The organism is Rugamonas fusca, assembly GCF_014042365.1.
Lineage (GTDB): Bacteria > Pseudomonadota > Gammaproteobacteria > Burkholderiales > Burkholderiaceae_D > Rugamonas > Rugamonas fusca.
Genome location: NZ_JACEZS010000023.1, coordinates 1 through 24,421, shown reverse-complemented (window position 1 = coordinate 24,421; position 24,421 = coordinate 1). Strand labels below are relative to the sequence as shown.

Genomic DNA, 24,421 nt, shown 5'->3' with positions numbered 1-24,421 from the left:
CCTGCGACGAGCGCTTTCATCTGGCCAGCAGCCTGCGCCGTGAGCAGGCCAGGCAAGCGAAACTGGCGGCGCCTGCCGCCCCGCCGGACGACATGACCAAGTTCGTACTGGCGCTGCTGGCGGCCAAGATTCCCGCCCCGGTCGTGCACCTGCCACCCGCTCCGGCGCCGCGCAACGTGCCGCCTGGCCCCGGCTGGGACCTGCCTGAACGGCGCAAATTCCGTTTCCGCATCGAGGACGTCGCGTTTGAATGAGGATGAATCGACAAGCGGCACGAGGGAGATGTGCGCGTCTCTACGCGTATCCGTGCGAGCCAAAAAAATGGGCGGCCCCTCCGGGGAAGAGGCGCCGCCCGAAACCGCGCGAGCGCGGCGAGATTACCGTTGTCGCCGTGGCGGCCACGCCTTTCATGGGCGGCCGCCACGTTCGTCAATCACATGCTGGCCCTGAACTCCACGGCGATGGCGCGCGGCGGCGTGAGATAAGCGTAAGGCGAGCCGAATTGCTGCGTTTGTCCGCCCAGCGAGGTGATGTAGCGCTGGTCGAACAGGTTGTTGACGATCAGCGCCATGCCGTAGCGCTGCGATGGACTGTCCCAGCCCACGCGCAGGTCGAACTTGCTGGTGGCCGTTCCCGTTTTTAACGTGGCCGTGTGCAGGCAGCTCAGGGCCGCCGTATCGCTGTTGCAGCGCGTGGCGCTCTGGTGGCTGCCCTGCAGGTTGACGCTGGCGCGCCCGCCGGCCGTCTCCCAGCTCATGCTGGCGCCGCCCATCACATTCAGGCGCGGCGTGCCCACCGGCTGGCCCGTCAAGTCCAGGCTCACGTTGCCGGCCGCGTCCAGGCGCTGGTAGCGGGTGTAGGTCTGGTCCAGGTATTCGAGGCCGCCGAACACGGTGAGATTCGGATTGACGCGCACCCGCCCATCGAGGTCCAGTCCATGCGCCTTCTGGTCGCTGGCGATCACGTTGTAGGTGGGGATGGCGCCCACGCTGTAGAGCTGGATGTCCTGCAGGTTCTTGAACTTGTAGGCGAACAGCGAGGCGTTCACGCTGGCGCGCAGGGCCGGCACGTTCCATTTCACGCCCGTCTCGAAGTTGGTCATCTTCTCGGGCGCGAAGCTGGGATCGCGCCCGGTGGCCGTGGGCGAGGCGGGATTGGGCGGCGTGAAGATGTTGAAGCCGCCCGCCTGGTAGCCGCGCGACACGGACGCGAACAGCAGCGTGTTGGCATCGAGCTTGTGGTCCAGCACCAGGCGCGGACTGAAGTCGGTCCAGTCCTTGTCGCGCGTGACGGGCGAGCCGGCCAGTTGTCCGGCCGTGGCGAAGATGATGTTGGACGGGAAGCTGGACGGGTCCACGCCGGCCAGCGGGCCGTAGGTGGTCAGGAACTGGTCGAGCGCGGGCGACACGCGGCCCGGCACGTACCACGTCATGGTCTTCTTGTCCTGGGTCCAGCGCAGGCCGGCCGTCACGTTGGTGGACGGGGCCACGTGCCAGATGGTGTCGCCGTACAGCGCCACGGAGCGGGTGCGCACGTCGCTGTAGTGGGTTTCCTGCCACGGGTAGCTGGCGTCGGGGCGCACGCCGGGCACGCCGGCCGCCGCCAGTCCGCCGAACAACTGGGCGAAGTTGGGCGCGCCGCCGGCGAACAGGCTCAGGGTGTCGAGCGTGGCCGTGGTCACGTAGGCGCCCGCGTCCTGGTGCTCGTTGTTGTGGAAGTAGCTCAGGCCCGCGATCCAGTCCAGCCGCTCCGTTTTGCCCGACAGCTTGAACTCCTGCTGGAAGCTGCGCGCGCGCTTGGCATCCAGCGTGGCCAGGTACAGGTCCTGGCGCGCGTTGCCGTCGTTGTCCGTGTAGTTGTGGGTGGTGAAGCGGCGCCACGCCGTGGTGGACGCGAACGCCATGCCGGCCAGCGGCGATTCGATGCGCAGCGTGGCGCCGTCGAAGTTGCGGCCTTCCGCGCCCTGGGTATCGTTGTGCAGCGGGGCGCTGAACGGATCGACGAAGTTGGCCGTGTAGGCCGCGTCGTACACGCCCTGGTAGCCGCCCAGCGGCAGGGCCGGATTCTGGATCACGGCGAACGCGGGCCGGCCGTACTGCTCCATGTTCTCGTGTTCCCAGCCGACGATCACCTTGGCCGCGCCCACGTCCTGGCGCAGCGACAGCCGCGTGGCCCAGTCCTTGTCGCCGCCCATCTTGTGGTCCGTGGTTTGATTGGTGACCCAGCCCGCGCTGCCGGCCCGCACGGCCACCAGGCGCGCGGCCGTGGTGGCGGAGAGCGGCAGGTTGAGCATCACGTCCGCGTTGGCGCGGCCGTAGTCGCCCAGCTTGAGGTGGGCTTCCGCGTCGCGTGCCTGGCCCGGCTCGTTGGTGCTGATGGCGATGGCGCCGGCCGCGCTGTTGCGGCCAAACAGCGTGCCTTGCGGGCCCTTGATCACTTCGATGCGCTGCACGTCGATGAAGTTCATCAGCGCGCCGCCCGTCTTGCCCGTGTAGACGCCGTCCACGTAGATGCCGACCGGCGAATCGGTGGCGATGCCGAAGTCGCCCGGCTGCACGCCGCGGATGCCGAAGCTGGGCTGGGTCGGTTCCGTGCTGTCGACCACCAGGCCGGGAATGTAGCCGTTCAGGTCGGCCAGGTCCTTGGCGCCGATGTTGCTGATGTCCTTGGCCGAGATCACCTGCATGGCGATCGGCACATCCTGCACCAGCTGCTTGCGGGCCTGCGCCGTGACGACGATGGACTGGACATCGTCGGCGCTCCATGCGGCCGGCGCGGCGAAGGCGCAAGCCACACTGGCGGCGATGGCGGTGCGCAGCAGGCGGTGGCGCGTGACGCGCGCACGCGCGTGGGGGCGATGCCGGGCCGCCGCGCTCTTGCTTGCGCGCGTGCTCGTGCTGTTGCTCATGCTGATGCTGATGCTCATCCAATCCTCCGTCGTTGGGGCGAAAAAGTCAGGTCATCCATGTTCGGGCTGCGCCATGGTGCGGTTCAGCCATGCAGCGCCGCCCGCCAGCACGGCCAGTACGGCCGCCCGCAGCACGGGTGGCGCGTCGAAGCCGAACCATTGCGGCAGCAGCGCGAACGCGGCGCCGCACGCGAGCGCGCGCCATTGTTCCCAACGCGCCGCGCCGTGCCGGCCTTGCAGCAGCGCGCCCAATATCACGGTGCTGGCCACGATCACGGCGCCGTACAACAGCAGGGCGGCTGGCGCCAGCGTCGGTTCGGCGGCCAGCAGGTGCGACACGCACGGCACCAGCAATGCAAATTGCAGCGCTGCGTAGGCAGTGATGGTAGGCGGCGTGCCGGGATGGTAGCGGGTGAAGCGGGCCGGCTCGAAATGGGCCAGCGGCTGGCCGCTCCAGGCGCCGGGCTGGCCGAACCAGACGGCGGCGCGCGCGCGCCAGCCGCGCGCGGCGGCCGTGGCGCGCAGCAGGTCGGCGTAGTAGTGCAGGTTGCCCCACAGCGGATCGAGGCTGCGCAGCGGCGTGCGCACGCCGTACACGATGGTCTCGTCGGCGCGCTCGTCCTCGAAGGTGCCGAACAGGCGGTCCCACAGGATCAGGATGCCGCCGTAGTTCTTGTCGATGCAGTAGTCATTCTGGCCGTGGTGCACGCGGTGGTTGGATGGCGTCACCAGCACCCGGTCCAGCCAGCCCAGGCGGCCCACCAGTTCCGTATGCACCCAGTACTGGTACAGCAGATCGATCATGGCCACGCCGGCCATCACCAGCGGCGGCACGCCGGCCACGGCCAGCGGCAGGTAGAACGCCCAGCCCAGCAGCCAGCCGCTGGAAGTCTGGCGCAGTGCCGTGGACAGGTTGTAGTACTCGGACGAGTGGTGCACCACGTGCGCGGCCCACAGCACGCTCACCTCGTGGCCCAGGCGGTGCGCCCAGTAGTAGCAGAAGTCGTAGGCCAGCAGCGCGGCCAGCCACACCCACCCGCTGGCTGGCGACAGATCGAACCCATGCCAGCGCTGGTACAGGGCCGTGTATAGCCCGAGCATGAACAGCTTCGTAAACAGGCCCACCACCTGGCTCAGCACGCCCAGGTGCAGGCTGGTGAGCGCGTCGGCCACGTCGTAGATGGCCAGGCCGCGCCGGTGCGCCAGCCACGCCTCCAGCACGATCGTCAGCATGAATACCGGGATCGCGAGGACGATGGGATTCACGGACGCTCCGGCATCAGGCGCGCGTCACGCGCGCGGCGTCGCCGGAGGCGGTCAGGGCGTGGGCGGGCAGGTGCGTCTGGTGCATGCAAACTCCGGCGAGATCGTTGATGTCTCAACGATTATGCCTATAGTTTTGTCATGTACACAAGAAGTTAGTGGCCGCCTTACCCCTGCTTTTGCGACCAATTTGCAACGATTTCGCGGGAACGGCGCCGAAAAGCGCGGCGCCGTTCAAGTGGCTTAACTTTTGGCTCGCCAGGCCATGCGCGCTGGCTCGCCGCACCATGTCGTCACAGCGCCTTGAGGAACGCCGCCAGGTCGGCCGCCTCCTGCGGCGAGAAGCCGATGCGGAAGCGCGTGTCGTAGAAGCGCACCACGTCCTCGATGCGGCGCTGTGAACCGTTGTGGAAGTAGGGCGCGCGCGCCGCCAGGCCACGCAGGCCGGGCGTCTTGAAGCGGCCGATGTCGCTCCACTTGCCGCTCTCCATGGCGCTGCCCGGATCGCTGGTCTCGATCACTTCGCCGGTGGCGTTGTTGCGCAGCGTGTAGAGCGGCAGGTCCGGCGTGCGCAGGTTGGCGGCGGCCGTGCCGGTGTTGAACATGCGGGCCACGGAATGGCTGCCCACGTTGGGCGCGTTGTGGCAGGTGGCGCAGGTGGCGCGCTGCAACGGCAGCCGCAGTTCGTTGTTAAAGCCAGCCACGCCGACCACGTTGAACGGCTTGTTGTTGAAGATCTGCTCGCCGCGCGCGATGGCGGCGCGGGCCTGGTTCTGCGTGCTGGCGGCGGGCGGCGGGGGCGCCGGCTGGCCGCGTCCGGCCGGTGGCGCGGGTTGTGTTGCCTGGGCCAGGTTGCGCCAGGCCGCGTACAGGTTCATCACGTTGCGGTTGAACGGCGCGCCGGTGCGGTAGTCGCCCGACTGCGGATCGTTGATGCCGAAGTAGAAGCCTTGCTGCGACAGCCGCTGCGGGCCACCGAGCGCGCCGGCCTCGGACAGGCTGCCGGCCGCCGTGGCACTGGACTGGGCCGTGAACAGGGTCTGCTCGAAGACGGCGATCTGGCGCTGCTGGTCGGCCGTCAGGTCTTGCGCCGCTTCCGCGTGGCCGCGCACGGCGCTGTTGGCCTGGTGCCGCAGGTCGGTGTCGAGCGCAGCGAAGCAGCGCGCCGGGCGCACGTCCTTGATGCAGATGCCGGAGGTGGCGTCGGTCAGCGTTTCGCGCCCGTCCCACATGACGGTGGCGTTGAACGGCAGGTTGGTGCTGGGCAGGGGACGGCGGAACAGCGACAGTTCCGCGGCGCTGGCGTAGTGGTAGGGATCGTCCGCCTTCGCCAGCGTGAATTCGGCGTTGGCCGGCATCGGCAGGCCGACCCGGATCAGGCCCTTGGTGAGCAGCATGCTGTAGGCCAGGCGCTTCTGGTCCAGCGTGGCCACGGGCGCGTTGGGCGCGACGGCGCCATCGACGGGACGGAATACGGGATCGAGGCCGGCGCTGCTGTTGAAGCGGGCCGTCAGGCCGGCCGGGGTGACGGTCCAGCCATTGCCGGGCTGGTGGCAGCTGGCGCAGCTGCGGCCATTGCCGAACGGCTGGAAGAAGGGATTGCTGGTGTCGACCGTGCCGGCGCTGCTGAAGGTGAGCGCGGCGCCGTCCGCGTTGGGCACGGGCGCCAGCACCACGGGCGGCGGCGATTGCACCAGCACGGCGGCCGTGATGGTGGCGTTGTTGGTGTCGGTGCCTGCGCCGCTGTCGGTGGGACGGGGCGTAGCGCCTGCTTGCAGCGCGCGCGGCGTCGCGTCCGTGGCGGCGGTGTCGGGGGCGCCGCCGCCGCAGGCCGCCAGCACGGCGGCAGGCAACAGCAGCAGGGGCAGGCGAAGGGCGCGTTGGTGCATGATGGTCTCCGTCAGTGGTCGGGTTGGACTGCGTAGTTGGTCTACGGAAACTAATATGCCGGCCAAATGTGCAGGAAAAATGGAGACGGCGGCGCAATGTGGTGCGCCCGCCGCAGGCGCGCGCCGTCCACATTGCCTGCACAATTGGCAGGTATCATGGCGCTGGACCAGGAGGCGCGAGAGGACAACGATGAAGCAGCAGCACAGGAGCCCACCATGCGCTTGACGATCGCGCGCAAGATCGCGCTGGCCGTGATCGCCATCGTCATCGTGTGCATCGTCACCATGGCGTGGGTGACGAGCATCAGCCTGCAGCGCGGCTTTGTGACCTATCTCAACGAGATGCAGACGCAGGACCTGGATCAATTGCGCGAACTGCTGGAGGCGCGCTACCGCACCGAGGGCGATTTCGAATGGCTGCGCCACCAGCCGCGCGCCTTGCGCTCCGTGCTCGACCAGATGAAACCGCGCCTGCTGGCCGAGACGGAGGACATGGGCGGCCGGCGGCGCGGCCCCGGCGCCGGATGGCCCGACCGTCCGCCGCCGGAAGAAGTAGTCCCGCCGCCAGAGCGAGAGAGGCCGCCACCGCGACAGGAAGGGGCGCCCACTGGTTTGCCCGAGCGCGGCCCCGATGCTGCGCCCGATGCTGCGCCCGACGGATTGCCCGGCTATGGCCGGCCACTGCCGCGCGCCGGCTTGCGCCCGTTCCGTGGCGGGCAGCCGCCACCGTATGCCGGCCTGCCGCCAACGCGCAACGATCAGCCGCCACTGCGGGAGGATTTTCCTCCACGGCGCGCCGATCTGTCGCCCCCGCGCGCGCCCATGCCGCCGCCGCGCCGTCCGGGCGGCGCCGATCCCGCCGGCTTCGCCTCGCGCATCTCCATCGTGGACGCGCAAGGCCAGTCGCTGATCGGCCCACCTGATTTCCCGCCCGGCATAGAGCGCGACATCAAGGTCGATGGCCAGGTGGTGGGCCGCATGCGCCTCATGCCGCTGCGCCAGGCCGGCGGCGACGATGCCAGCGCCGCCACCTTCCTGCGCGGCCAGCTGCAAACGATCCTGCTGCTCTCGTGCGCGTTGATCGGCATGGCCATCCTGGCCGCCCTCTGGCTGGCGCGCCATCTGCTGCGCCCCGTGGCGGCGCTGCGCGGCGTGACGGAAAAGCTGGCGCGTGGCGAATTCGCGGCGCGCGCGCCCGTGCTGTCGCGCGACGAGCTGGCCGAACTGGCGCTGCACGTGAACGCGATGGCGCAGGCGCTGGAGCAGAACGAGCAGCAGCGGCGCCGCATGCTGGCCGACATCTCGCACGAATTGCGCACGCCGCTGACGGTGATCCGCGGCGAGATCGAAGCGCTGCTCGACGGCATACGCCGGGCCGACGTCAACGCGCTCGATTCGCTGCACGCGGAAGTGCTGCGCCTGAACCAACTGGTGGACGACCTGCACCAGCTGGCGCTGGCCGACGCGGGCGACCTGCACTATCACTGGCAGCAGCTGGACCTGGCCGCGCTATTGCGCCCGCTGCTGGAGCGCTACCGCCTGCGCGCGCAGCAGGCCGGGCTGGCGCTGACGGCGTCGCTGCCGGAAGTGCCGCTGACGCTGACGGGCGACAGCGGCCGCCTGACGCAAGTGTGCGTCAACCTGCTGGAGAACAGCGTGCGCTACACGGACAGCGGCGGCAGGATCGCCGTTACGCTGGCCGCCGACGGCGCCTGGGCGCAACTGACGGTGGCCGACAGCGCGCCCGGCGTGCCGCCCGGCCTGCTGTCGCGCCTGTTCGACCGCCTGTACCGGGCCGACGGCGCGCGCGGGCGCGGCGGCAGCGGCCTGGGGCTGGCCATCTGCAAGGCCATGGTGGCGGCCCACGGCGGCAACATCGAGGCCTTGCCTTCGCCGCTGGGCGGCGTGAGAATGCTGGTCCGGCTGCCGATCCACCCTCCAACCAGACGACCAGCACATGGATAACAATGCCCACATCCTGGTCGTGGAAGACGACGTCAAGATCGCCGCGCTGCTGGCCGACTATTTCGTGGCCGCGGGTATGCGCGTGACGCGCGTGGCCGATGGCGTGGCGGCCGTGGAAGCGGTGCGCGCCCATGCGCCGGACCTGATGGTGCTGGACCTGATGCTGCCCAGCCTGGACGGCATCGGCGTGTGCCGCGCCGTGCGCGCGTTTTCGGCGCTGCCCATCATCATGCTGACGGCGCGGGTGGACGAGATCGACCGCCTGCTGGGACTGGAATCGGGCGCCGACGATTACGTCTGCAAGCCCTTCAGCCCGCGCGAAGTGGTGGCCCGCGTGCGCGCCCACTTGCGCCGCGCGGCCGGCATGGCCCAGCTGGCCGCCGCCGCGGCGCCGGCACCGGCCGCCGCGGCAGCATGGGCGCCGCCGTTCCAGGTGGACCGCGAACGCATGTGCATCACCCATGGCGGCGCGGCGCTGGCGCTCACGCCGGTGGAGTTCCGCCTGCTGGCCGAACTGATCGCCAATCCGGGCCGGGTCTACTCGCGCCAGCAACTGCTCGACTGTGCGCACGAGGACCAGCGCGACAACAACGACCGTACGGTCGACTCCCACATCAAGAACATCCGCCGCAAACTGGCCGCGCGTCTGCCCGAGGCCGACTGCCTGCAGTCCGTGTATGGCGTGGGCTACCGCTTCGAGCCGCCGCCGCTGTAAGTGGCGCCGTGGCGGACCTGCCACGCCACTGGCGCGGTTTTCGGGCTTTGGCGCGCGCCGGCGTGCAAGCGGCGTAGAATGCTTATTTTGCAAGATCGAGGGCGTCGTCATGCCGGAATTCTTGTCCGATGCGCAGTTGACCGCGCTGCGCGCCAGCCTGCGCCGCGCCGGTCATGCGCGCTTTCCGCTGCTGCGCCCGGACATCGACGACCTGGCCGCCCAGACCGTGGCCGACTTGTGGAAATACCTGCTCGAGCGCGAACCCGGCCCCGCCCTGGGCGCCGACGCCATCTTGCGCATCGCGCATGCGATCTTCAACCGCCGCGCGGCCGACCTGTTCCGTAAAACCCGCCCCATGCTGGCCGCCGGCGCGGCGCCGGCGCCGGCGCCGGAGCCGGCCGACGAGCGCGCGGGCGACCTGGCTACGACGGCGCTGTACCGCAGCATGCTGCGCGTGTGCGTGGCCGAGCTGACCACTATTTCCGAACAAGACCAGATGGCCGTGGCGATCGCCACCGGGCTCGCATCCAGCCAGGGCGCCGCATTGACGGCGGCCGAGCGCCAGCGCCTGCACCGCGTGCGCAAACGGCTGGCCGCCGCCATCGAACGCGAGCTGGGCGAGGATGCCTACAAGCTGCTGCGGGACTTATCTTGAGGAGCGAACAACATGGCTATGTACTTGGATCCTGAACTGGAAGCGTTCCTGCATATCGTGCATGTGTCGGACATGCATTGCAAAGGGCAGGGCGCCGTTATCGATGTCGCGACACAGAAGAAGGTGCGGCGGATAGTCCGCGCGCTGCGCCGGCTTGGGCGGTCGACCTGGGCGGATCAGCTCGAACAGCGCTGGCAAGCCGGCCTGGCCGGCCACGATCCGACCGCCCATGAACAGATGTGCGCGTTTCTGTGCGGCTTTGCCAACTACAAGGATTATGCAGGGGTGGAAACCTGGCTGCTCGATACGGGCGACCTGAGCGCGCTGGGCGATCACGCTTCGTTGCGGACGGCGCTAGGGTGGCTGGACGATTATCGCCTTATCCTCGACGCTAGCCAGACGCTGATACTGCACGGCAATCACGATGCGTGGCCGGGCCAGTTTCCCTTGGCTGCCAGTCGCAAGGCGCTGGTCGGGCATCAGGCGGCGCTGCGTTATTTACTCGGTAAGTCATGGCCCGATACCGAAATCCACACCGCCATTCCCCACGCCAACGCCAAGCTGCGCCTCTATGCCGTCAACAGCACAATCGGGGAACGCTGGCCCAACACGCTGGCACGCGGCGAGGTGGGCATGGACCCGCCTTGGGCCAAATCAGGCATGCCGCAATTGGCGCAACTGGCCCAGCGCGCCCGTGAGGGATTGCATCAGGACGGCGTGACACGTGACTTTCGCATCCTGGCGCTGCACCACCCGGTCCATTACCCGCCGCCACGGCCAACACTGCAAATGAGCTTGCGCAACGATACGGCCGTCGCCGATACCTTGGCCCAATTTACGGTCCACCAGCGCGGCATGCTTGCCCATTTATTGCTGAGTGGTCATACCCATGCGACCTATCCACCGCATGGCGCATTGCCGTCCACATCGATGGGGCAGCAATACCCCCCTTTGTACGAAGGCCAGTTGCAGCTGATCGCGGGAACGCTGTCGCAGCTGCCCCATCGTGCTGACAGCGTAACGTTCGATGACGTGAATTTTGTCCCGCACCAATGCCAGATCCTGACGTTCTTTTCGTCGCCCAACTGCGCCAGGCGGGGGCAGTTGCTGATGGAGCGCCGCGTGGTGGGGCGCAAGTTGGGCGGGCCGTATCAAGTGCTGCCGCTGCCGGACGACCCTGCTGGCATCGAGTCGATCATGTGGGAATATTGACGGTCCAGCGCGTTTTTGGCCAGATCATGGGCCGGATCATTTATGGACGTAGGCACCCGTCAATTCCTGCATGGATACGGCTGGCGTCACTTCGATCGCCACCCGGGCCACGACTTCGTGCCGTTGGGTGAGTCTATGCAATTTCTTCAGCAGCTCCCGGCCTTCCGGGCCAACGTAGAATCTGGCGGCGACCAGGTCGAAGGCCGCCAGCAAATCGTCGTCCTGGCCTGCCGCCAGGTTCGCCATCAACGCTGCTTGCCGGTTGGTTTGGCCGCCCAGGTCGTGGCCCAGCTCCAGCCAGAAACCGGCTGCTGCCAGCGCCCAATCGCCGGCCATCTGGTCTATCCATTGCCGCTCATCCTCGGCCTCGTCATCGAGCTCAGGAGCGACAAGGGCCGGCTCCCGGTTCAGCAATGCAGGCATGGCGTCAGGCTGCGCGGCGATATACTCGTCGAGCTCGGCCAACACAGACTTGAGCAGGATGTCGGCCTCTTCAGCCTGCACGGCGCTCACCTCCTGCGCCGTGGCCCGGGCCACCCCCTGTTGTATCAGCTTGCGCGCCGCAGGCTGGATGGCTGCGCACAGCTTGCGCAGTTCACGGTTGCCGCGTGTGATATCCTCGCGGCGGTGCGTCAGTTCAGGGGCGGGGGTGTTGGGTTTCATAGGCTACCTCGTGGTCTGTTCGATAACTTTCAGCCCGCGTATGGCATTTTCACCGCGTGCTTGTATGGTATATCGAAAAGCGGCGGCTTTCGTGACAGACGTGACCCGCAACCCTCACCCCGCCCGCGCTTGTCAGCAAGGCCGCATCTCGATCGCGATCCCCGATAGTACGGCATTGCCCGACAACGGGTCGCGCAACTGCTCGTCGAGCAACGCGTTGAGGTTGGCGCCGGGCCGTCCGGAGGCCACGCGCAATTGGATGCCGGGCAAGTCATGGCCCCAGCCGTGCGGCAGGCTGACCACGCCCGGCATCATCTCCTCGCTCAATTCCACTTGCGCCTCCACCATGCGCGTGCCGTTGCGAATTTGCGCGCGGCCGCCGTCCGCCAGTCCCAGCCGGGCCGCGTCGGCCGGATGGACCAGGGCCGTGCAGCGGAACGGCCCCTTGGCCAGCACGGGCAGGTTGTGCATCCAGCTGTTGTTCGAGCGCAGCTGGCGGCGGCCGATGATGACCAGTGCCGGCACCTGGTCCGGCACCGCCAGCGCGTCGGCCACGCGCGTCAGGTCGGCCAGCAGGGGCGAGGGCGCCAGCTCGATCTTGCCCGACGCCGTGCGCAGCACTTCGGGGATGCGCGGCTGCATGGGGCCCAGGTCGATGCCGGACGGTGCGGCCTGCACCTTGGCCAGCGTCAGGCCATCGGGGCGGGCGCCGAACTGGTCGCCATAGGGGCCGCTGCGCAGCGCCAAATCCAGCATCCGTTCCACGCCGCGCCGGCCCGCCAGCGCCGCCATGATGTGGGGCGTGGCCGGGCCAGCCGCTTTCTGCACCTCCTCCTCCAGCAGCGCCGTGTCCCAGGCGTCAAGGTCGCCACCCACCTTGCGGCCCATGCCCTTGACGATGGCCGCCAGCCGCAGCAGGCTTTCCCATTCGTCCGGCTGGCCGTCGGCGCGGGCCAGCACGGGGGCGCTGTAGCGCGCGTGGTTGCGGTGCGACAGCTGGCCGAAGCTGACGTCGTAATGCGCATCCTCCAGCGGCGAGACGCCGGGCAGGATCATGTGCGCATGGCGCGACGTTTCGTTGAGGTAGATGTCCAGGCTGACCATGAATTCCAGCTGGTCGAGCGCCTTGGCCAGCCGCGCGCCGTTGGGCGCGGACAGCACGGGATTGCCGGCGATGGCGATCAGCGCCCGCACCTGGCCGGGGCCGGGCGTGTCGATTTCCTCGGCCAGGCAGGTGACGGGCAGCTCGCCCATCACTTCCGGCGCGCCGGCCACGCGGCTGCGGTAGCGGCCCATGACCACGCCACGCCCCGTGCCCGGCTTGCCGCGCGTGTTGGCGGCGAAGGCGGCGGCCTTGGGGAACATGGCGCCGCCTTCGGCGTCCAGGTGGCCGGTGAGCACGTTGATGGCGTCGATCAGCCACGACGCCAGCGTGCCGTATTGCTGGGTGCAAGTGCCGATGCGGCCGTAGATGGCGCCGCGCCGCGCGCCGGCCAGCTCGCGCGCCAGCGCGCGCGTCACGTCGGCCGGCACGCCGCAGCGCGCGGCCATCTGTTCGGGCGGGTAGGGCAGCACGGCTTCGCGCAGCGCGTCCAGCCCCGCCACGTGCGGCGCCAGCCGGCCCAGGCGCACCAGGCCTTCGTCGAACAGCGTGTGGGCCAGGCCCAGCAGGAAGAATACGTCGCCGCCGGGGCGGATGAAGTGGTGGGCGTCGGCCGCCTGCGCCGTCTCCGTGCGGCGCGGGTCGATCACGACGATCTTGCCGCCGCGCGCGCGCAGCGCCTTGGCCTTGCCCCGGTAGTCGGGCACGGTCCACATGCTGCCGTTCGAGACCATGGGATTGGCGCCCAGCACCAGCAGGTAGTCGCAGCGCTCGATGTCGGGCACGGGCACCGTCATCCAGTGGCCGAACATGAGGCCGACCGACAGCATCTTGGGCACCTGGTCCACGCTGGAGGCCGAGTACATATTGCGCGTGCCCAGCGCGCGTGCCAGGCGCGGGAAATACAGCATCAGGCTCATCTTGTGCGCCACCGGATTGCCCAGCACCGTGGCCACGGCGTCGGCGCCGTGGGCGGCGATGATGGGCGGCAGGCGCCGTTCGATTTCCGCGTAGGCCTCGTCCCAGCTGACGGCCACGAAGCGGCCATCGCGCTTGACGAGCGGGGTGCGCAGGCGGTCGCCATCCTCGTGCAAGTCCTTCAGGCTGACCGCTTTCGGGCACAGGAAGCCGGCGCTGAACACGTCGGCCTCGTCGCCGCGGATGCGCGTGACGTGCTGGCCTTCGCGTTCGATCACAAGGCCGCAACTGGCCTCGCACAGGGGGCAGATGCGGTGGGCGACGGCATGCGGTTCGGTCATGGCCTGGCCTTTCTGGGGAAGTGAACGGTCGTGCTATTGTCGGGAGTCCGGCCGGCGCTGTCAATCGCCGCGTATAGCCGTATGCACAGCGCGTGTGCACCGCGCGTGTGCCCTGCGCTCTGGTGTATGCTGTGTAGCATTATTGTGTATTTTTTGACAGGAGCAAACCATGACGCGATCCATGAAATCCCTGCTGGCACTGCTGGCGATGGCGGCGCTGGGCGCCGCGCTGGCCGGTTGCCAGAAGAAGGAGGAACCGGGGCCGGCCGAACAGATGGGACGCAAGCTGGACCAGGCCACCCAGCAGGCGCAGGAGGCGGCCAAGGATACCGGCGAGAAGCTCCAGAAGGCCGCCAGCCAGGCCGGCCAGGAGCTGAACCAGGCGACCGAGGTGGCCGGCAAGAAGATCGAGGAAGCGGGCGAGAAGATCCAGGAGAAGGCCCGCGCGGCGCGCGAGAAGGAAGCGGCAGACAAGGCGGCCAAGTAAGGAAGGCCGCCGCCCTGTCAGCAGGCCGCGCCGCGCCCGCCAGGACGGGGGCGCGGCATGCCGCTTATGCGCGCGTGCGGCGCTTCGCGGCCACAGACAGCAACAGCAACCCCGCGCCCAGCATGGCGTAGGTTTGCGGTTCCGGCACCGCGCTCACCTGGTGGACGTTGGTGATGGTTTCCGGCGTCATCTGCAGTTCCAGGCCCATCGGGGGCTGCATCCGGCCGAACGTCATATCGTCGATGTAACCGCTGCGGCGCTGGACGTCGTAGCTGATCTGGCTCGCGCTCCAGTCATCCGGGCCCGGCGGCGAATTGTAGAGGGTCCGCTGGGCATTGAGCTGCAGCCCGCCCGCCTGGCTGTACGAGAATGCCGACACGCCGCACGTGTTGTAGCCGCTGTTGTATGCGCAGTGCACGTACTCGGTGCCATTGATCGTCAGGTTGCTCAGTTCATTCAGTTCGATCACGCTGTCGTGGTTGGCGTCCACCCCGGCGAAGGTGCCGCTGACGGTGCGGGTAGCGTCGAACCAGGGCATGTCATAGCCCGCGGCGACGTTGAAACCGGTCCAGGAGAATGCATACTCGGTGGGGGCGATGGTGCTGGCCTGGGCCAGGGAGCAGCAGGCGGCCAGCATGCCGCCGTACAGGAATTGCTTGAGCATAGGTCTCTTTCACGAGTTGACGGGGAAACGCTGCGGCCAGGCTGACGGACAGCGCGGGTCGGGGGCGCGGAGCACGCAGCGTTCCTGTCAATGCCAGTGCTTCATTGGCACTATTATCTGCGTTGAAATATGGTGATTATGATTTGCAAATTTTGCAAGTAAACCGCGATGGACAACGGCATGGGCGCGTCGTTCAGGCGGCCGTCGCGCTGTCGTCGTCCGGCGCGACGTCCGCATAGGTCTGCGCGACGCGGAAGAAATCCTCGTGGCGGCGCTGGAACGCGGCCACCAGATCGGGGTCGAAGTGGGTGCCTGATTGTTCGGCGATGTAGGCGCATACTTCAGCGTGCGAGTAACCGCGCTTGTAGACGCGCTTGCTGATCAGGGCATCGTACACGTCGGCCAGCGCCATCAGCCGGCCCGCCAGCGGGATGGCCGCGCCGCGCAGGCCGTGCGGATAGCCGCCGCCATCCCACCGTTCGTGGTGCGCCTCGATCATCTCGCGCGCGTAGTTGAGGAAGTGGCGCTTTTCCGGGTGGCCGTGGCCGACGATGATGCGCGCCAGCGTGGCCGCGCCGATCAGCGGATGGGTCTTCATGATGGTGTATTCGTCTTCCGTCAGCTTGCCCGGCTTTTGCAGGATGCTGTCGGGGATGCCCACCTTGCCGATGTCGTGCAGCGGCGCCGACTTGGCGTACAACTCGATGTCCGATGGCGTCAGGTGGGCGTAGGCGGGCGTGGTGGCCAGCTCGCGCGCGAGGATCTCCACGTAGCGCTGGGTGCGCAGGATGTGCTGGCCCGTGTCCTTGTCGCGCGATTCGGCCAGCACGGACAGGCTGAAGATGATCTCGTCCTGGGCTTCGTACAGGTCCTGGGTGCGCATGTGCAGCTTGCGTGCCTCGATGCCGTATTTCAGCAGGCTCAAACAGGTGGTGATCAGCACCAGCGCCATGATGGGGAACAGCGGCGACAGGTGCACCCCGGCCTCCAGCAGCAGCTGGCGCGCGCTCCAGTAAAAGCCGCCGGTGCCGGCCAGCACGGCCAGCAGCGACAGCACATAGCCGGGCTGGCTCAGCATCAGCGTGCCGGCCAGGCCGGCCAGCAGCACGGCCGTCAGTTCCACGCCGCGGGCCCAGTCGGGGCGGGCGATGTAGGTGTCGCTGAGCACGTTGTCGATGATGGTGGCGTGGATATCGAGGCCATTGAGCCACTTGCCCGACGGCGTGCGGTGCCAGTCGCCCAGGCCCCTGGCCCAGGTGCCGATCAACACGATCCTGCCGCGCAGGCTGGCCGGCGCCAGCTTGCCGTCCAACACGGCGCGCGCCGACAGGAAGGCGTGGCTGGCGTTGCGGTAGTCCAGCAGCAGGTTGCCGGCCGCGTCCAGCGGGATGGCGTGGCGGTCCCAGTACAGGGTGAAGTCGCCGCCGTCCTTGCCCAGCCGCAGCAGCCGGTCCTGCGACGTCAGCAGCAATGCCGACAGTGCCAGCGATGGCCGTTCCTGGCCCGCCACGGGCAGCAGCAACGGCACCCGGCGCAGCGTGCCGTCCAGGTCTTCCAGCGCGTTGGTGTAGCCTTCGGCGCCGGCGGCGGCCGTCAGCACGGGCACGCTGCGCAGCACGGCGCCAGCCTGCGGCATGTGCCAGCCATGGCCGCCATCGGCGCGCAGCACCACGGTGCCGTTGGGCGCGGCCGGGCTGGTGGCGGCGGCCGGCGCGATGGGGCCCGGCTGGCTGAAGTCGAGGTAATAGGCCAGCACGCTGGGGCCGGCGGCCAGCGTACCGGCCAGGCGCTGCGAGTTGCTGTCGCCGGCCGCCGGCGCCGGGAACGCGGCCGTGGCGTTGCCCAGGTCGCGCTGGCGTTCGTGTTCGATCACTTCAGGCGCCGTGCGGTCCGCTTCGGGCATGAGCAAATCGAGCACCACCACGGTGGCGCCCAGCTGGCGCAGTTGCCGCACCAGCTGCGCCAGCCGGTAGCGCGGCCATGGCCATTGGCCATAGGCGGCCAGGCTGTCCTCGTCGATGCCCACCACCACGGGCGCCGATGGCGGCGGCGGCACGGCGCGGCCGGCCACCATCATGTCGTACAGCAGCAGGTCCAGTTGCTGCAGCGGCGGCGGCTGGAAGATCGACAGCAGGGCCACGGCCAGCGTCAGGCACAGGCCCAGCGCGTACAGCGGCGCCTGGCCCTCGCGCAGCGGCAGCAGGGCGCGCAGGCGAGGCAGCAAGGGCGGGCGGGGGCGGCGGGCGGCGGCCATGGACGCAGGCTGGGCGCGAGGCCACGGGCCTCAGTGGACGATCACCACGACGCGCCGGTTGCGCGGTTCGGCCGCGCCGTCGGGCGTGGGCACGGCCGGGTTGCCCTTGCCGTGATACGAGGTGCTGATGCGCTCCGGCGGCACCCCTTTGTCCAGCAGCAGGGCCTGCACCTGCTTGACCCGCTCCAGCGACAGCGCCCTGTCCAGCGCGGCCGAGCCGGTGCTGTCCGTGTGGCCGCTGATGCGCACGCTGATGGCGGCGCGCCGCTTCACGGCGGCCGCGATGTCGTCGATGATTTTCTGGTCGTCGGCCGCCAGGGTGGCCGAGCCGGTCTTGAAATACAGCGTGAACGTTTCGCCGGCCGGCGGTTCCACGGCCAGCGCTTCGGCGAACGTGCTGGCGATATAGGCCGGATCGGCCGTGGTGACGGGGCCGGGCGCCTGGCGCGGGCCGGCCGTGCGCGTCATGGCGTTGGCCTGCGTCAGCAGTTGCTTGCCGCCTTCCGTGCTCACTTCGGCCTGGCCGACCTTGCCCTGCTGGTCCGGCACCAGGATCACGCTCTGGCCGCTGGCGCAGCCTGCCAGCAGCGCCGCCAACGCCAGGGCCGGCGCGGCGGCCAGCGGATGACGGCGCGAACGAGGCGGGAAGGGCAGGGGCAGTGCTCGCATGGTCGCTCCTCGCATGGTCACTCCTTTATCTCGATCAGCACCTTGGTGCCGCGGGTGGCGATGGTGGCGTCGGGCGTGCGGACCTTGACCGTGTCCGGCGCCAGCTTGCCGATCTGTCCCGTGATGTAGGAGAACGTCCCCTTGAGCATGCGCACCACGAGCGCGAACTTGCCGTTGTTGGGATCGAAGAGATAGTCGTTGATCGCCAGTTCGCTCGACGAGCCGGCCGAGATGGTGGTGTCGTCGCCCAGCACGATGCCGACCGCGCCGGGCTTGCCGGTGCGGACCTGGTCACCCCGGTACAGGGCCGTGCCCACCGTGGCCGGCAACGTGGCGCCGGCGCGCGCGATGCTCACCGTGCCTTGCAGGTTCTGGATGGTGCCGATCACTTCACCGGCCGGCGGTGGTGGCGCCGGCGGCGCGGCCCGCGCGCCCGCACACCACAGCGCGGCCAGTATCAAGGTGGTGCATCGCCTGTTCGTCATGCCATTCTCCCCGTTTGGTCATGCATGTGCGCCGCGCGCTAACTAGTATCCGTGCTTGGCCGCCTGCTTCAATGGCACGACATTGCTCGGTTCCGTGCCGGCCGGCGGCGGGCCATCGACGGCCGGACCCAGCACCACGCTCAGGTCCACATAGCCGGCGCGCCAGGCCCGTTCCAGGTCCTGCTCGATGGCCTCCATCGAAGTATCGGCGAAATTGGCGAAGCCGCGCACGCCGTAGGCGCGGTTGCGGCCATGGGCCTTGGCCAGGTAGAGCGCCATGTCGACCAGGTTGACGGCCCGCTCCCACGACAGCGGCCGCTCGTCCGGGAACAGCGGGAAGGGCGCGAAACCGACCGACACGTTGACCTGGATGTGGTGGTCCTGGTACGCCACGGTCTGGGCCGAGATGCTCTCGAGGATGCGGCGCGCCACCTCGTCCACGCCGTGGCGCGGAATGGCGGGCAGGAAGGCGAGGAATTCCTCGCCGCCCCAGCGCACGATCATGTCCGTCTCGCGCAGCGCGATGCGCAGATGCTCGGCGATCATCTTCAGCACGGCGTCGCCGGCCGCGTGGCCGTAGCTGTCGTTGACGTGCTTGAAGTGGTCCACGTCCAGCAGGAACAGGGCGCCCACGATGTCGTCGCCGCCGCTGGTGCGCGCCGGCGGTTCGCGCCGCTCGGCCGGCGCGTGGCCGCGCATGTAGTCCTGGAAGTGGCGCCGGTTGTAGAGCGAGGTGAGGGGGTCGAGCGCGCTTTGCGCCTTCAGCTCCAGGTTCTTCACTTCCAGCTGGGCGTTGGCGTGGCGTACCTTGCGGTACAACAGGCCCACCACCATGGCCGCCAGCGCGAACACCAGGGCCAGCAGCCACCACACGCGCTGCTGCAGGCGGCGGTTGTCCAGTTCCGCGCCCTTGACCTGGTTCTCGCGGCTGAGCAGCTCGATCTGGCGCTGGCGCTTGTCCGCCTCGTATTTTTCCTGCAGTTCCAGCACGGCTTGCTGGCGCTGCTTTTCGAACAGTTCATTGGAGATGGCGCGCTCGCGGTGGTAGGCATCCACGGCGCCGCGCAGGTCGCCGGCCCGTTCCAGCGCCTGACCATATTCGAGCAGCACGGATTGCAAGTCCGGCTTGCTGTTGGCCTTCTCGTAGAACGCCAGGCCCGCTTCGAAGCTTTTCTTGCCGTCGGCGATGCGGCCCATGCCCAGGTAGGCTTCGCCGATGTTGACACGGGCGGTGGCCTCGATCGGGGCCGAGCCGGCCTCGCGCGCGGCCTGCAGCGATTCATTGCCGTAGCGCAGGGCGCGCGCGTAGTCGCGCTCCTTCAGGTAGTTGTCCGACAGGTTGACCAGCGAATTGGCAATCATGCGCTGCGCGCCCAGCTGGCGCTCCAGGGCCAGCGCCTCCTGCAAGGCGCGCAGCGCGCGCGCCGGCTGGTGGGCCTCGATGGCCAGGCCGTATTCCGTGTCCTTGGCCACGGCCATGCGGCCGGCCGAGTGCAGCGCGCGCGTCACGCGCAGCAGTTCCTCGAGCACGGCGAAGCCCTTGTCGTACTCGCGCATCTGGTTGTACAGCTGGGTCAGGGCGTTGAGCGCCGTGGCCAGCGGCAGCTGGTCGGTGATCTGGCGCGCCAGGTCCACGGCCGCCTGCAGCTTGACCAGGGCGGTGGGAAAGTCGCCCCGTTCCGCGTGGGCCTGGCCGGCCGTGATGATGGCCTGCACCCGCAGCGGCAGGTCGTTGGTGCGGGCGGCCGTGGCCTCGGCCTCGAACGCCAGCTGGTGCGCCTGCCTGACGTCGGCCTGGGCGAATTTCACATAGGCTTTCGACAGCAGGCCGTTGGCCAGGATGGCGTCGTTACGCTGGGCCTTGCCGTAGGCGATGACGGCGTCGGCCTGGGCCAGCGCGGCCTCGTTCTCGCCCAGCCGCATATGGGCCAGGCTGATCTGGGACATGATCTCGGCGCGGGTGGCCGCTGGCGCGCCGTCGGCCTCCGTCTGCAATTTGAGCAGCTGGGCCAGGGCCTGGTCGGGGACGAAGCGGCTTTGTTCGCGCACCTCGGCGATGCGCTGGTCCAGTGGCGTCTGGGCGCAGGCCAGCACCGGCGCCAGCAGGGCCGTGGCGAGCAACAGGCGCCGTGCGCCAGAGTCCGAAAATGCCATCCATCTTGCCAACGCGTCACCTCCACCTGCACTGCGCCCGTGGTGCGCAAAGTGTCTAGACAATTATATTCTTGTTGCAGTCTAGAAAGTTCAGCGCACGCCGCATAAATCCCCCAATCCGCACAGTTCCGTGGCCATTCTGCTATTGAAGTTGGTGATTTACTACAGTTTTAATAGTTTTTAATGCAATATTGAGCGAAGATGAATTGTTTGATCTATATCAAACTGCGCTTCAGGCGGCCAATTGCTGGAGCAGATACAGGCGCTGGTACAGGCCGCCGTCGACTTGCATCAATTGCTCGTGCGGGCCCGATTCGGCGATGCGGCCGTGGTTGAGCACGACGATGCGGTCGGCCTCGCGGATGGTCGACAGCCGGTGCGCGATGGCGATGATGGTGACGCGCCCGCGCAATTCGTCGAGCGCCACCTGCACGATCTGTTCCGTCTGGCTGTCGATGTGGGAGGTAGCCTCGTCCAGCAGCAGGATGCGGGGCTGGCCGGCCAGTGCGCGGGCGATGGCGATCAACTGTTTCTGGCCCACGGACAGGCGCGAGCCGCCTTCGCCGAGCGCCGTGTCGTAACCGTGTTCGAGCGCCATGATGAAGTCGTGCGCGTGGGCCGCGCGGGCGGCCGCCTCGACCTGGGCGTCGCTCAGCTCGCGGCCCATGGCGATGTTCTCGCGCGCGGAGGCGGCCAGCAGGAACGGCTCCTGCGGCACCAGCCCCACCTCGGCCCGGAACTGGGCGTTGGCGATCGATTCCAGCGGCGCGCCCAGGATGGCGATGCTCCCTTGCTGCACCGGGTAGTAGCGCAGCAGCAGCGACAGCAGGGTGGACTTGCCGCTGCCCGTGTGGCCGACGATGCCCACGAAGTCGCCCTGGGCGATGTCGAGCGACAGGTCGTGCAGCACGGGCTGGCCCGGCACGTAGGCGAATTCGATGTGGCGCAGCGCCACGGCCGGCGCGTTGGCGTCGTGCAGGCGCGGGGTGGCGCGGGCCGGCGCGTGGTCCGCATGGTCGGCCGCGCTGGCCTCGTCCAGCAGGGCCGCCACGCGGGCGCTGGCCACCACCGATTGCTGCAACTGGCTGAACTGCATGGTGATCTGGATCAGCGGTTCGATCACGCGCGCGATGTAGCTGATGAAGGCGTACAGCACGCCCACTTCGGTGGCCGTCATCTGGCGCTGGCCGAAGGCGTAGATGACGGAGGCCAGCAGCACGATGTTGAGCAGGTCGAGCGCGGGCCGCAGCAGCCAGGCGTTGGCGCGCAGCTCGGCCAGGCGGGCGTCGTAGTGGCGCTCGTTGGTGGCGCGAAAGCGCGCCGCGAAACGGGCCTCGGCGTTGCTGGCCTGGAGCACGCTCATGCCGCCGATCGATTCGGCCATCTGGCCGTTGATGTCGCTGCGCAGCGCGCGGGCGCGCGTGACGGCCGGCGCGCTCCAGCGCTGGTACAGCCAGATGATGAGCAGCACGGCCGGCAGCAGGGCCAGCACGATGCTCATCAAATGCCAGTCCAGCCAGGCCATGGCGCACACGGTGCCGATCAACACGATGGAGCTGTCGAGCATCACGAACAGCACCTGCACGTACAGCGTCTTGACGGCTTCCGTGTCGTTGGTCACGCGCGACACCAGCTGGCCCGTGATGGCGCGGTCGAAGAAGGCCATGGGCAGGCGCAGCACGTGGCCGTAGACCTGCTCGCGCAGGCGCCGCACGGAACGCATGGCCAGCCCGGACAGGCGCACCAGCTGCAGGTAGCGCAGGCCGCTGGCCACCCAGCCCGTCAGCAGCACGCCGGCCAGCAGGGCCGCCATGCGCGGCCAGTCGAGCCGGTGCGGCAGCAGGTGCTGGTCGATCAGCGCCTTGCCCATGATGGGGCCCAGCACTTCCAGCAGCGCCGCCAGCACCAGCCACAGCACGGCCCAGCCCAGGTGGCGCCGGTCCGGCCGGGCCGCGCGGCGCAACAGCGCCACCGCTTGCAGGGTCTGGCGGCGCGCGTCGTGCGGCTGCAGGTCGTGATCAGCATGCATCGAGGCTGGCCTCCAGTTGTTGGTAGCGCCACTGGCTGGCGTACCAGCCATCTTGCGCGAGCAGTTCGTCGTGGGTGCCCGATTCCGTCACGTGGCCGTCGCGCAGCACGACGATCAGGTCGGCGCTGACGACGGCGCTCAGGCGGTGGCTGGCGATGATGGCGCTGCGGCCAGGGCGCGCCTGGCGCAGCTGTTCCAGGTGCTGCAGGATGCGTGCTTCCGTGCCCGTGTCCACGGCCGACAGCGCGTCGTCCAGCAGCAGCAAGTCGTTATCGGCCAGCAGCGCGCGGGCGATGGCCACGCGCTGGCGCTGGCCGCCCGACAGCGTGATACCGCGCTCGCCCACCTGGGTGTCGTAGCCGTCCGGGAACAGCAGGATGTCGTCGTGGATGGCGGCCAGCGTGGCGGCCCGCTCCACGTCGGCGCGGCTGGCGCCGGGCCGGGCCAGCGCGATGTTGTCGGCGATGGTGGCCGAGAACAGGAACGATTCCTGCGGCACCCAGCTGATGGCCGCGCGCAGCGCGCGCAGCTGGTAGGCATCGAGCGGCTGGCCGGACCAGCGCACGGTGCCCGTTTGCGGCGTGAGCTGGCGCAGCAGCACGCGCAGCAGCGTGGATTTGCCGCTGCCCGTCGGCCCCACCAGGCCCAGGGTCTGGCCCGGCGCCAGCGTCAGTGTCAGGTGGGACAGGGCTGGCGCGCCTTTGCCCTGATCCTGGCCCGGATAGGCGCAGCTCACCTCGCGCAGTTCCAGCGCGCCGGGGGGCACGGCCGCCAGCGTGCCATGGTCATCGATCGCCAGCGGCGCATCGAGCATCGGTTGCAGCCTGGCCCAGGCTGCGCGGCCCCGCTCGATCAGCGACAGCACCCAGCCGGCCGCGAACATGGGCCAGATCAGCTGGCCCAGGTACATGGTGAAGCTGGTCAGCGCGCCGATGGTGAGCTGGCCGTGCCATACGAGATAGCCGCCCAGGCCCAGCGTGAGGGCGCTGGCCGCCGTCAGCGTCAGGCCCACGGCCGGTTCGTAGGCCGCTTCCCACACCTGGGCGCGCAGGCTGGCGCTGGCCGCGTGCTCCGTCAGTTGCGCGAACTGGCTGGCGCTGCGCTGCTCCAGGCCCAGCGCGCGCAAGGTGCGCACGCCGGCCAGGGTTTCCTGCACATGGTCGTTGAGGGCGCTGAAGCAGCGCAGCGCGTCGGTCGAGGCCTTGTGGATATGGCTGGAGATGCGCCAGAACGCCAGTCCCATCAAGGGAAACGGCAGCAGGGCCACGGCGGCCAGGCGCCAGTCCACGCCCAGCAGCATCACGCCCAGCACCATCACCAGCGTCAGCGAGCCGTCAAAGCCGGCCAGCATGGCCTCGCCGGCCGCCAGTTCGATGGCGTCGATATCGTTGGTGGCCAGTGCCATCAGGTCGCCCGTGCGCTGGCGCTGGTAGAACGCCGGGCCTTGTTGCGCCAGCCGTTCGTAGAGCCGCGTGCGCAGCGACACACCCAACTGGTAGGCGGCCGCGAACAGGGTCTGGCGCCAGCCCACGCGCAGGAAGTAGATGGCCACGCCGATCAGCAGCAGGGTGGCGATTTCCATCAGCAGGGCCTGGCCGCCCAGCCGGTGCGCGGCCAGGCCATCGATCATGGCGCCGACCTTGCGCGGCACCCAAACGCCGAGCGCGGCCACGCCGGCCAGCATGGCGCCGGCGGCCGCATAGGCGCGGTAATGCTGGCGCACGAAGTGGCCGATCAGCCCGGATAAATTCATGGTCTCCCCGTCTTTGCCGGCATGGTGTGCGCTAGGATACAACAAGCCCGGGAAAAACCGAGAGGCAAAATCGGGGACGTAACACGGTTTTTCTCGCAGGGAAAACCGTGTTACGTCCCCGATTTTGCTGTGGAAAAAGAACAGCGGGCCGTGGCCCGCTGTTCGTTGTTGGTGCGCCCAGCATGGGCGCACTCCTGTGGGTGCAAGTCCCGCCGCGAGCTGACCACAGTGAGCGAAGTGAAGCGCAACTGCGGAAGGGTAACTGACTGTGGGAAGGAAGCGTGGAGCATAAATC

The 24,421-nt window shown here is 68.7% G+C and carries 18 protein-coding genes; 6 read left to right on the top strand and 12 right to left on the bottom strand.

The annotated features are described in order from the left end of the window. The first annotated feature begins 92 nt into the window (after positions 1 to 92). Positions 93 to 254 (top strand): hypothetical protein, encoded by a 162-nt coding sequence (locus tag H3H36_RS21430; RefSeq protein WP_182220117.1) that lies wholly within the window; start codon positions 93 to 95, stop codon positions 252 to 254. Positions 255 to 433: 179 nt separating this feature from the next. Here the strand turns inward: H3H36_RS21430 and H3H36_RS21425 are convergent, their stop codons facing one another. The 3 genes from H3H36_RS21425 to H3H36_RS21415 form a co-directional block, all read right to left on the bottom strand. Beyond that, positions 434 to 2,926 (bottom strand): TonB-dependent receptor, encoded by a 2,493-nt coding sequence (locus tag H3H36_RS21425; RefSeq protein WP_229220033.1) that lies wholly within the window; start codon positions 2,924 to 2,926, stop codon positions 434 to 436. 33 nt (positions 2,927 to 2,959) lie between these two features. Beyond that, entirely contained in the window at positions 2,960 to 4,174 is a 1,215-nt protein-coding gene (locus H3H36_RS21420) for a sterol desaturase family protein (RefSeq protein WP_311196671.1), read from the bottom strand. Positions 4,175 to 4,464: 290 nt separating this feature from the next. After that, on the bottom strand, positions 4,465 to 6,060 hold the full coding sequence (locus tag H3H36_RS21415; protein ID WP_182220116.1) for a cytochrome C: 1,596 nt from the start codon (positions 6,058 to 6,060) through the stop codon (positions 4,465 to 4,467). Positions 6,061 to 6,276: 216 nt separating this feature from the next. On the opposite strand from H3H36_RS21415, the gene H3H36_RS21410 reads away from it, so the two are divergent. The 4 genes from H3H36_RS21410 (at position 6,277) to H3H36_RS21395 (ending at position 10,607) form a co-directional block, all read left to right on the top strand. Further along, positions 6,277 to 8,025 carry an ATP-binding protein gene (locus H3H36_RS21410; protein ID WP_182220115.1) on the top strand — a complete coding sequence of 583 codons (1,749 nt, stop codon included), beginning with the start codon at positions 6,277 to 6,279 and terminating at the stop codon, positions 8,023 to 8,025. Then, the gene (locus H3H36_RS21405; RefSeq protein WP_182220114.1) at positions 8,018 to 8,740 is read left to right on the top strand and encodes a response regulator; all 723 of its coding nucleotides are present in this window, start codon (positions 8,018 to 8,020) and stop codon (positions 8,738 to 8,740) included. The genes H3H36_RS21410 and H3H36_RS21405 overlap by 8 nt, the downstream gene beginning before the upstream one ends. 109 nt (positions 8,741 to 8,849) lie before the next feature. Continuing rightward, positions 8,850 to 9,395 carry a hypothetical protein gene (locus H3H36_RS21400; RefSeq protein ID WP_182220113.1) on the top strand — a complete coding sequence of 182 codons (546 nt, stop codon included), beginning with the start codon at positions 8,850 to 8,852 and terminating at the stop codon, positions 9,393 to 9,395. Between the two features lie 12 nt (positions 9,396 to 9,407). Further along, positions 9,408 to 10,607, top strand: coding sequence for a metallophosphoesterase family protein (locus H3H36_RS21395; RefSeq protein ID WP_182220112.1), 1,200 nt, complete (start codon positions 9,408 to 9,410; stop codon positions 10,605 to 10,607). A gap of 36 nt (positions 10,608 to 10,643) precedes the next feature. Here H3H36_RS21395 and H3H36_RS21390 read toward each other — a convergent pair whose 3' ends face one another. Next, a complete protein-coding gene (locus tag H3H36_RS21390) occupies positions 10,644 to 11,270 on the bottom strand; it encodes a hypothetical protein (RefSeq protein ID WP_182220111.1) in 627 nt (208 codons plus the stop codon). A gap of 132 nt (positions 11,271 to 11,402) precedes the next feature. Further along, complete coding sequence (locus H3H36_RS21385; RefSeq protein WP_182220110.1) at positions 11,403 to 13,631, bottom strand: molybdopterin-dependent oxidoreductase; 2,229 nt, start codon at positions 13,629 to 13,631, stop codon at positions 11,403 to 11,405. Positions 13,632 to 13,800: 169 nt separating this feature from the next. Between H3H36_RS21385 and H3H36_RS21380 the strand changes: the two genes are divergently transcribed. After that, the gene (locus H3H36_RS21380) at positions 13,801 to 14,118 is read left to right on the top strand and encodes an apolipophorin (RefSeq protein WP_182220109.1); all 318 of its coding nucleotides are present in this window, start codon (positions 13,801 to 13,803) and stop codon (positions 14,116 to 14,118) included. A 64-nt stretch (positions 14,119 to 14,182) separates the two neighbouring features. Here H3H36_RS21380 and H3H36_RS21375 read toward each other — a convergent pair whose 3' ends face one another. From H3H36_RS21375 to H3H36_RS21345, 7 genes are all read right to left on the bottom strand, one after another. Next, complete coding sequence (locus tag H3H36_RS21375) at positions 14,183 to 14,782, bottom strand: PEP-CTERM sorting domain-containing protein (RefSeq protein WP_182220108.1); 600 nt, start codon at positions 14,780 to 14,782, stop codon at positions 14,183 to 14,185. A 193-nt stretch (positions 14,783 to 14,975) separates the two neighbouring features. Beyond that, positions 14,976 to 17,036 (bottom strand): CHASE2 domain-containing protein, encoded by a 2,061-nt coding sequence (locus H3H36_RS21370; protein ID WP_220459822.1) that lies wholly within the window; start codon positions 17,034 to 17,036, stop codon positions 14,976 to 14,978. A 30-nt stretch (positions 17,037 to 17,066) separates the two neighbouring features. After that, the gene (locus H3H36_RS21365; RefSeq protein WP_182220107.1) at positions 17,067 to 17,705 is read right to left on the bottom strand and encodes an OmpA family protein; all 639 of its coding nucleotides are present in this window, start codon (positions 17,703 to 17,705) and stop codon (positions 17,067 to 17,069) included. Positions 17,706 to 17,722: 17 nt separating this feature from the next. Beyond that, complete coding sequence (locus H3H36_RS21360; protein ID WP_182220106.1) at positions 17,723 to 18,190, bottom strand: FecR family protein; 468 nt, start codon at positions 18,188 to 18,190, stop codon at positions 17,723 to 17,725. 42 nt (positions 18,191 to 18,232) lie between these two features. Continuing rightward, complete coding sequence (locus H3H36_RS21355; RefSeq protein ID WP_182220105.1) at positions 18,233 to 20,344, bottom strand: GGDEF domain-containing protein; 2,112 nt, start codon at positions 20,342 to 20,344, stop codon at positions 18,233 to 18,235. A 232-nt stretch (positions 20,345 to 20,576) separates the two neighbouring features. Next, complete coding sequence (locus tag H3H36_RS21350; RefSeq protein ID WP_182220104.1) at positions 20,577 to 22,373, bottom strand: ABC transporter ATP-binding protein; 1,797 nt, start codon at positions 22,371 to 22,373, stop codon at positions 20,577 to 20,579. Next, positions 22,363 to 24,126 carry an ABC transporter transmembrane domain-containing protein gene (locus tag H3H36_RS21345; protein ID WP_182220103.1) on the bottom strand — a complete coding sequence of 588 codons (1,764 nt, stop codon included), beginning with the start codon at positions 24,124 to 24,126 and terminating at the stop codon, positions 22,363 to 22,365. The genes H3H36_RS21350 and H3H36_RS21345 overlap by 11 nt, the downstream gene beginning before the upstream one ends. Between the last annotated feature and the right edge of the window lie 295 nt (positions 24,127 to 24,421).

Bases quoted from the DNA above. Each gene is read 5' to 3' on its own strand.
- H3H36_RS21360 (WP_182220106.1), bottom strand. From the start codon at position 18,190: ATGACGAACAGGCGATGCACCACCTTGATACTGGCCGCGCTGTGGTGT.
- H3H36_RS21390 (WP_182220111.1), bottom strand. From the start codon at position 11,270: ATGAAACCCAACACCCCCGCCCCTGAACTGACGCACCGCCGCGAGGAT.
- H3H36_RS21385 (WP_182220110.1), bottom strand. From the start codon at position 13,631: ATGACCGAACCGCATGCCGTCGCCCACCGCATCTGCCCCCTGTGCGAG.
- H3H36_RS21410 (WP_182220115.1), top strand. From the start codon at position 6,277: ATGCGCTTGACGATCGCGCGCAAGATCGCGCTGGCCGTGATCGCCATC.
- H3H36_RS21415 (WP_182220116.1), bottom strand. From the start codon at position 6,060: ATGCACCAACGCGCCCTTCGCCTGCCCCTGCTGCTGTTGCCTGCCGCC.
- H3H36_RS21380 (WP_182220109.1), top strand. From the start codon at position 13,801: ATGACGCGATCCATGAAATCCCTGCTGGCACTGCTGGCGATGGCGGCG.
- H3H36_RS21395 (WP_182220112.1), top strand. From the start codon at position 9,408: ATGGCTATGTACTTGGATCCTGAACTGGAAGCGTTCCTGCATATCGTG.
- H3H36_RS21375 (WP_182220108.1), bottom strand. From the start codon at position 14,782: ATGCTCAAGCAATTCCTGTACGGCGGCATGCTGGCCGCCTGCTGCTCC.
- H3H36_RS21365 (WP_182220107.1), bottom strand. From the start codon at position 17,705: ATGCGAGCACTGCCCCTGCCCTTCCCGCCTCGTTCGCGCCGTCATCCG.
- H3H36_RS21370 (WP_220459822.1), bottom strand. From the start codon at position 17,036: ATGGCCGCCGCCCGCCGCCCCCGCCCGCCCTTGCTGCCTCGCCTGCGC.
- H3H36_RS21425 (WP_229220033.1), bottom strand. From the start codon at position 2,926: ATGAGCATCAGCATCAGCATGAGCAACAGCACGAGCACGCGCGCAAGC.
- H3H36_RS21405 (WP_182220114.1), top strand. From the start codon at position 8,018: ATGGATAACAATGCCCACATCCTGGTCGTGGAAGACGACGTCAAGATC.
- H3H36_RS21400 (WP_182220113.1), top strand. From the start codon at position 8,850: ATGCCGGAATTCTTGTCCGATGCGCAGTTGACCGCGCTGCGCGCCAGC.
- H3H36_RS21345 (WP_182220103.1), bottom strand. From the start codon at position 24,126: ATGAATTTATCCGGGCTGATCGGCCACTTCGTGCGCCAGCATTACCGC.
- H3H36_RS21430 (WP_182220117.1), top strand. From the start codon at position 93: ATGACCAAGTTCGTACTGGCGCTGCTGGCGGCCAAGATTCCCGCCCCG.
- H3H36_RS21355 (WP_182220105.1), bottom strand. From the start codon at position 20,344: ATGGCATTTTCGGACTCTGGCGCACGGCGCCTGTTGCTCGCCACGGCC.
- H3H36_RS21350 (WP_182220104.1), bottom strand. From the start codon at position 22,373: ATGCATGCTGATCACGACCTGCAGCCGCACGACGCGCGCCGCCAGACC.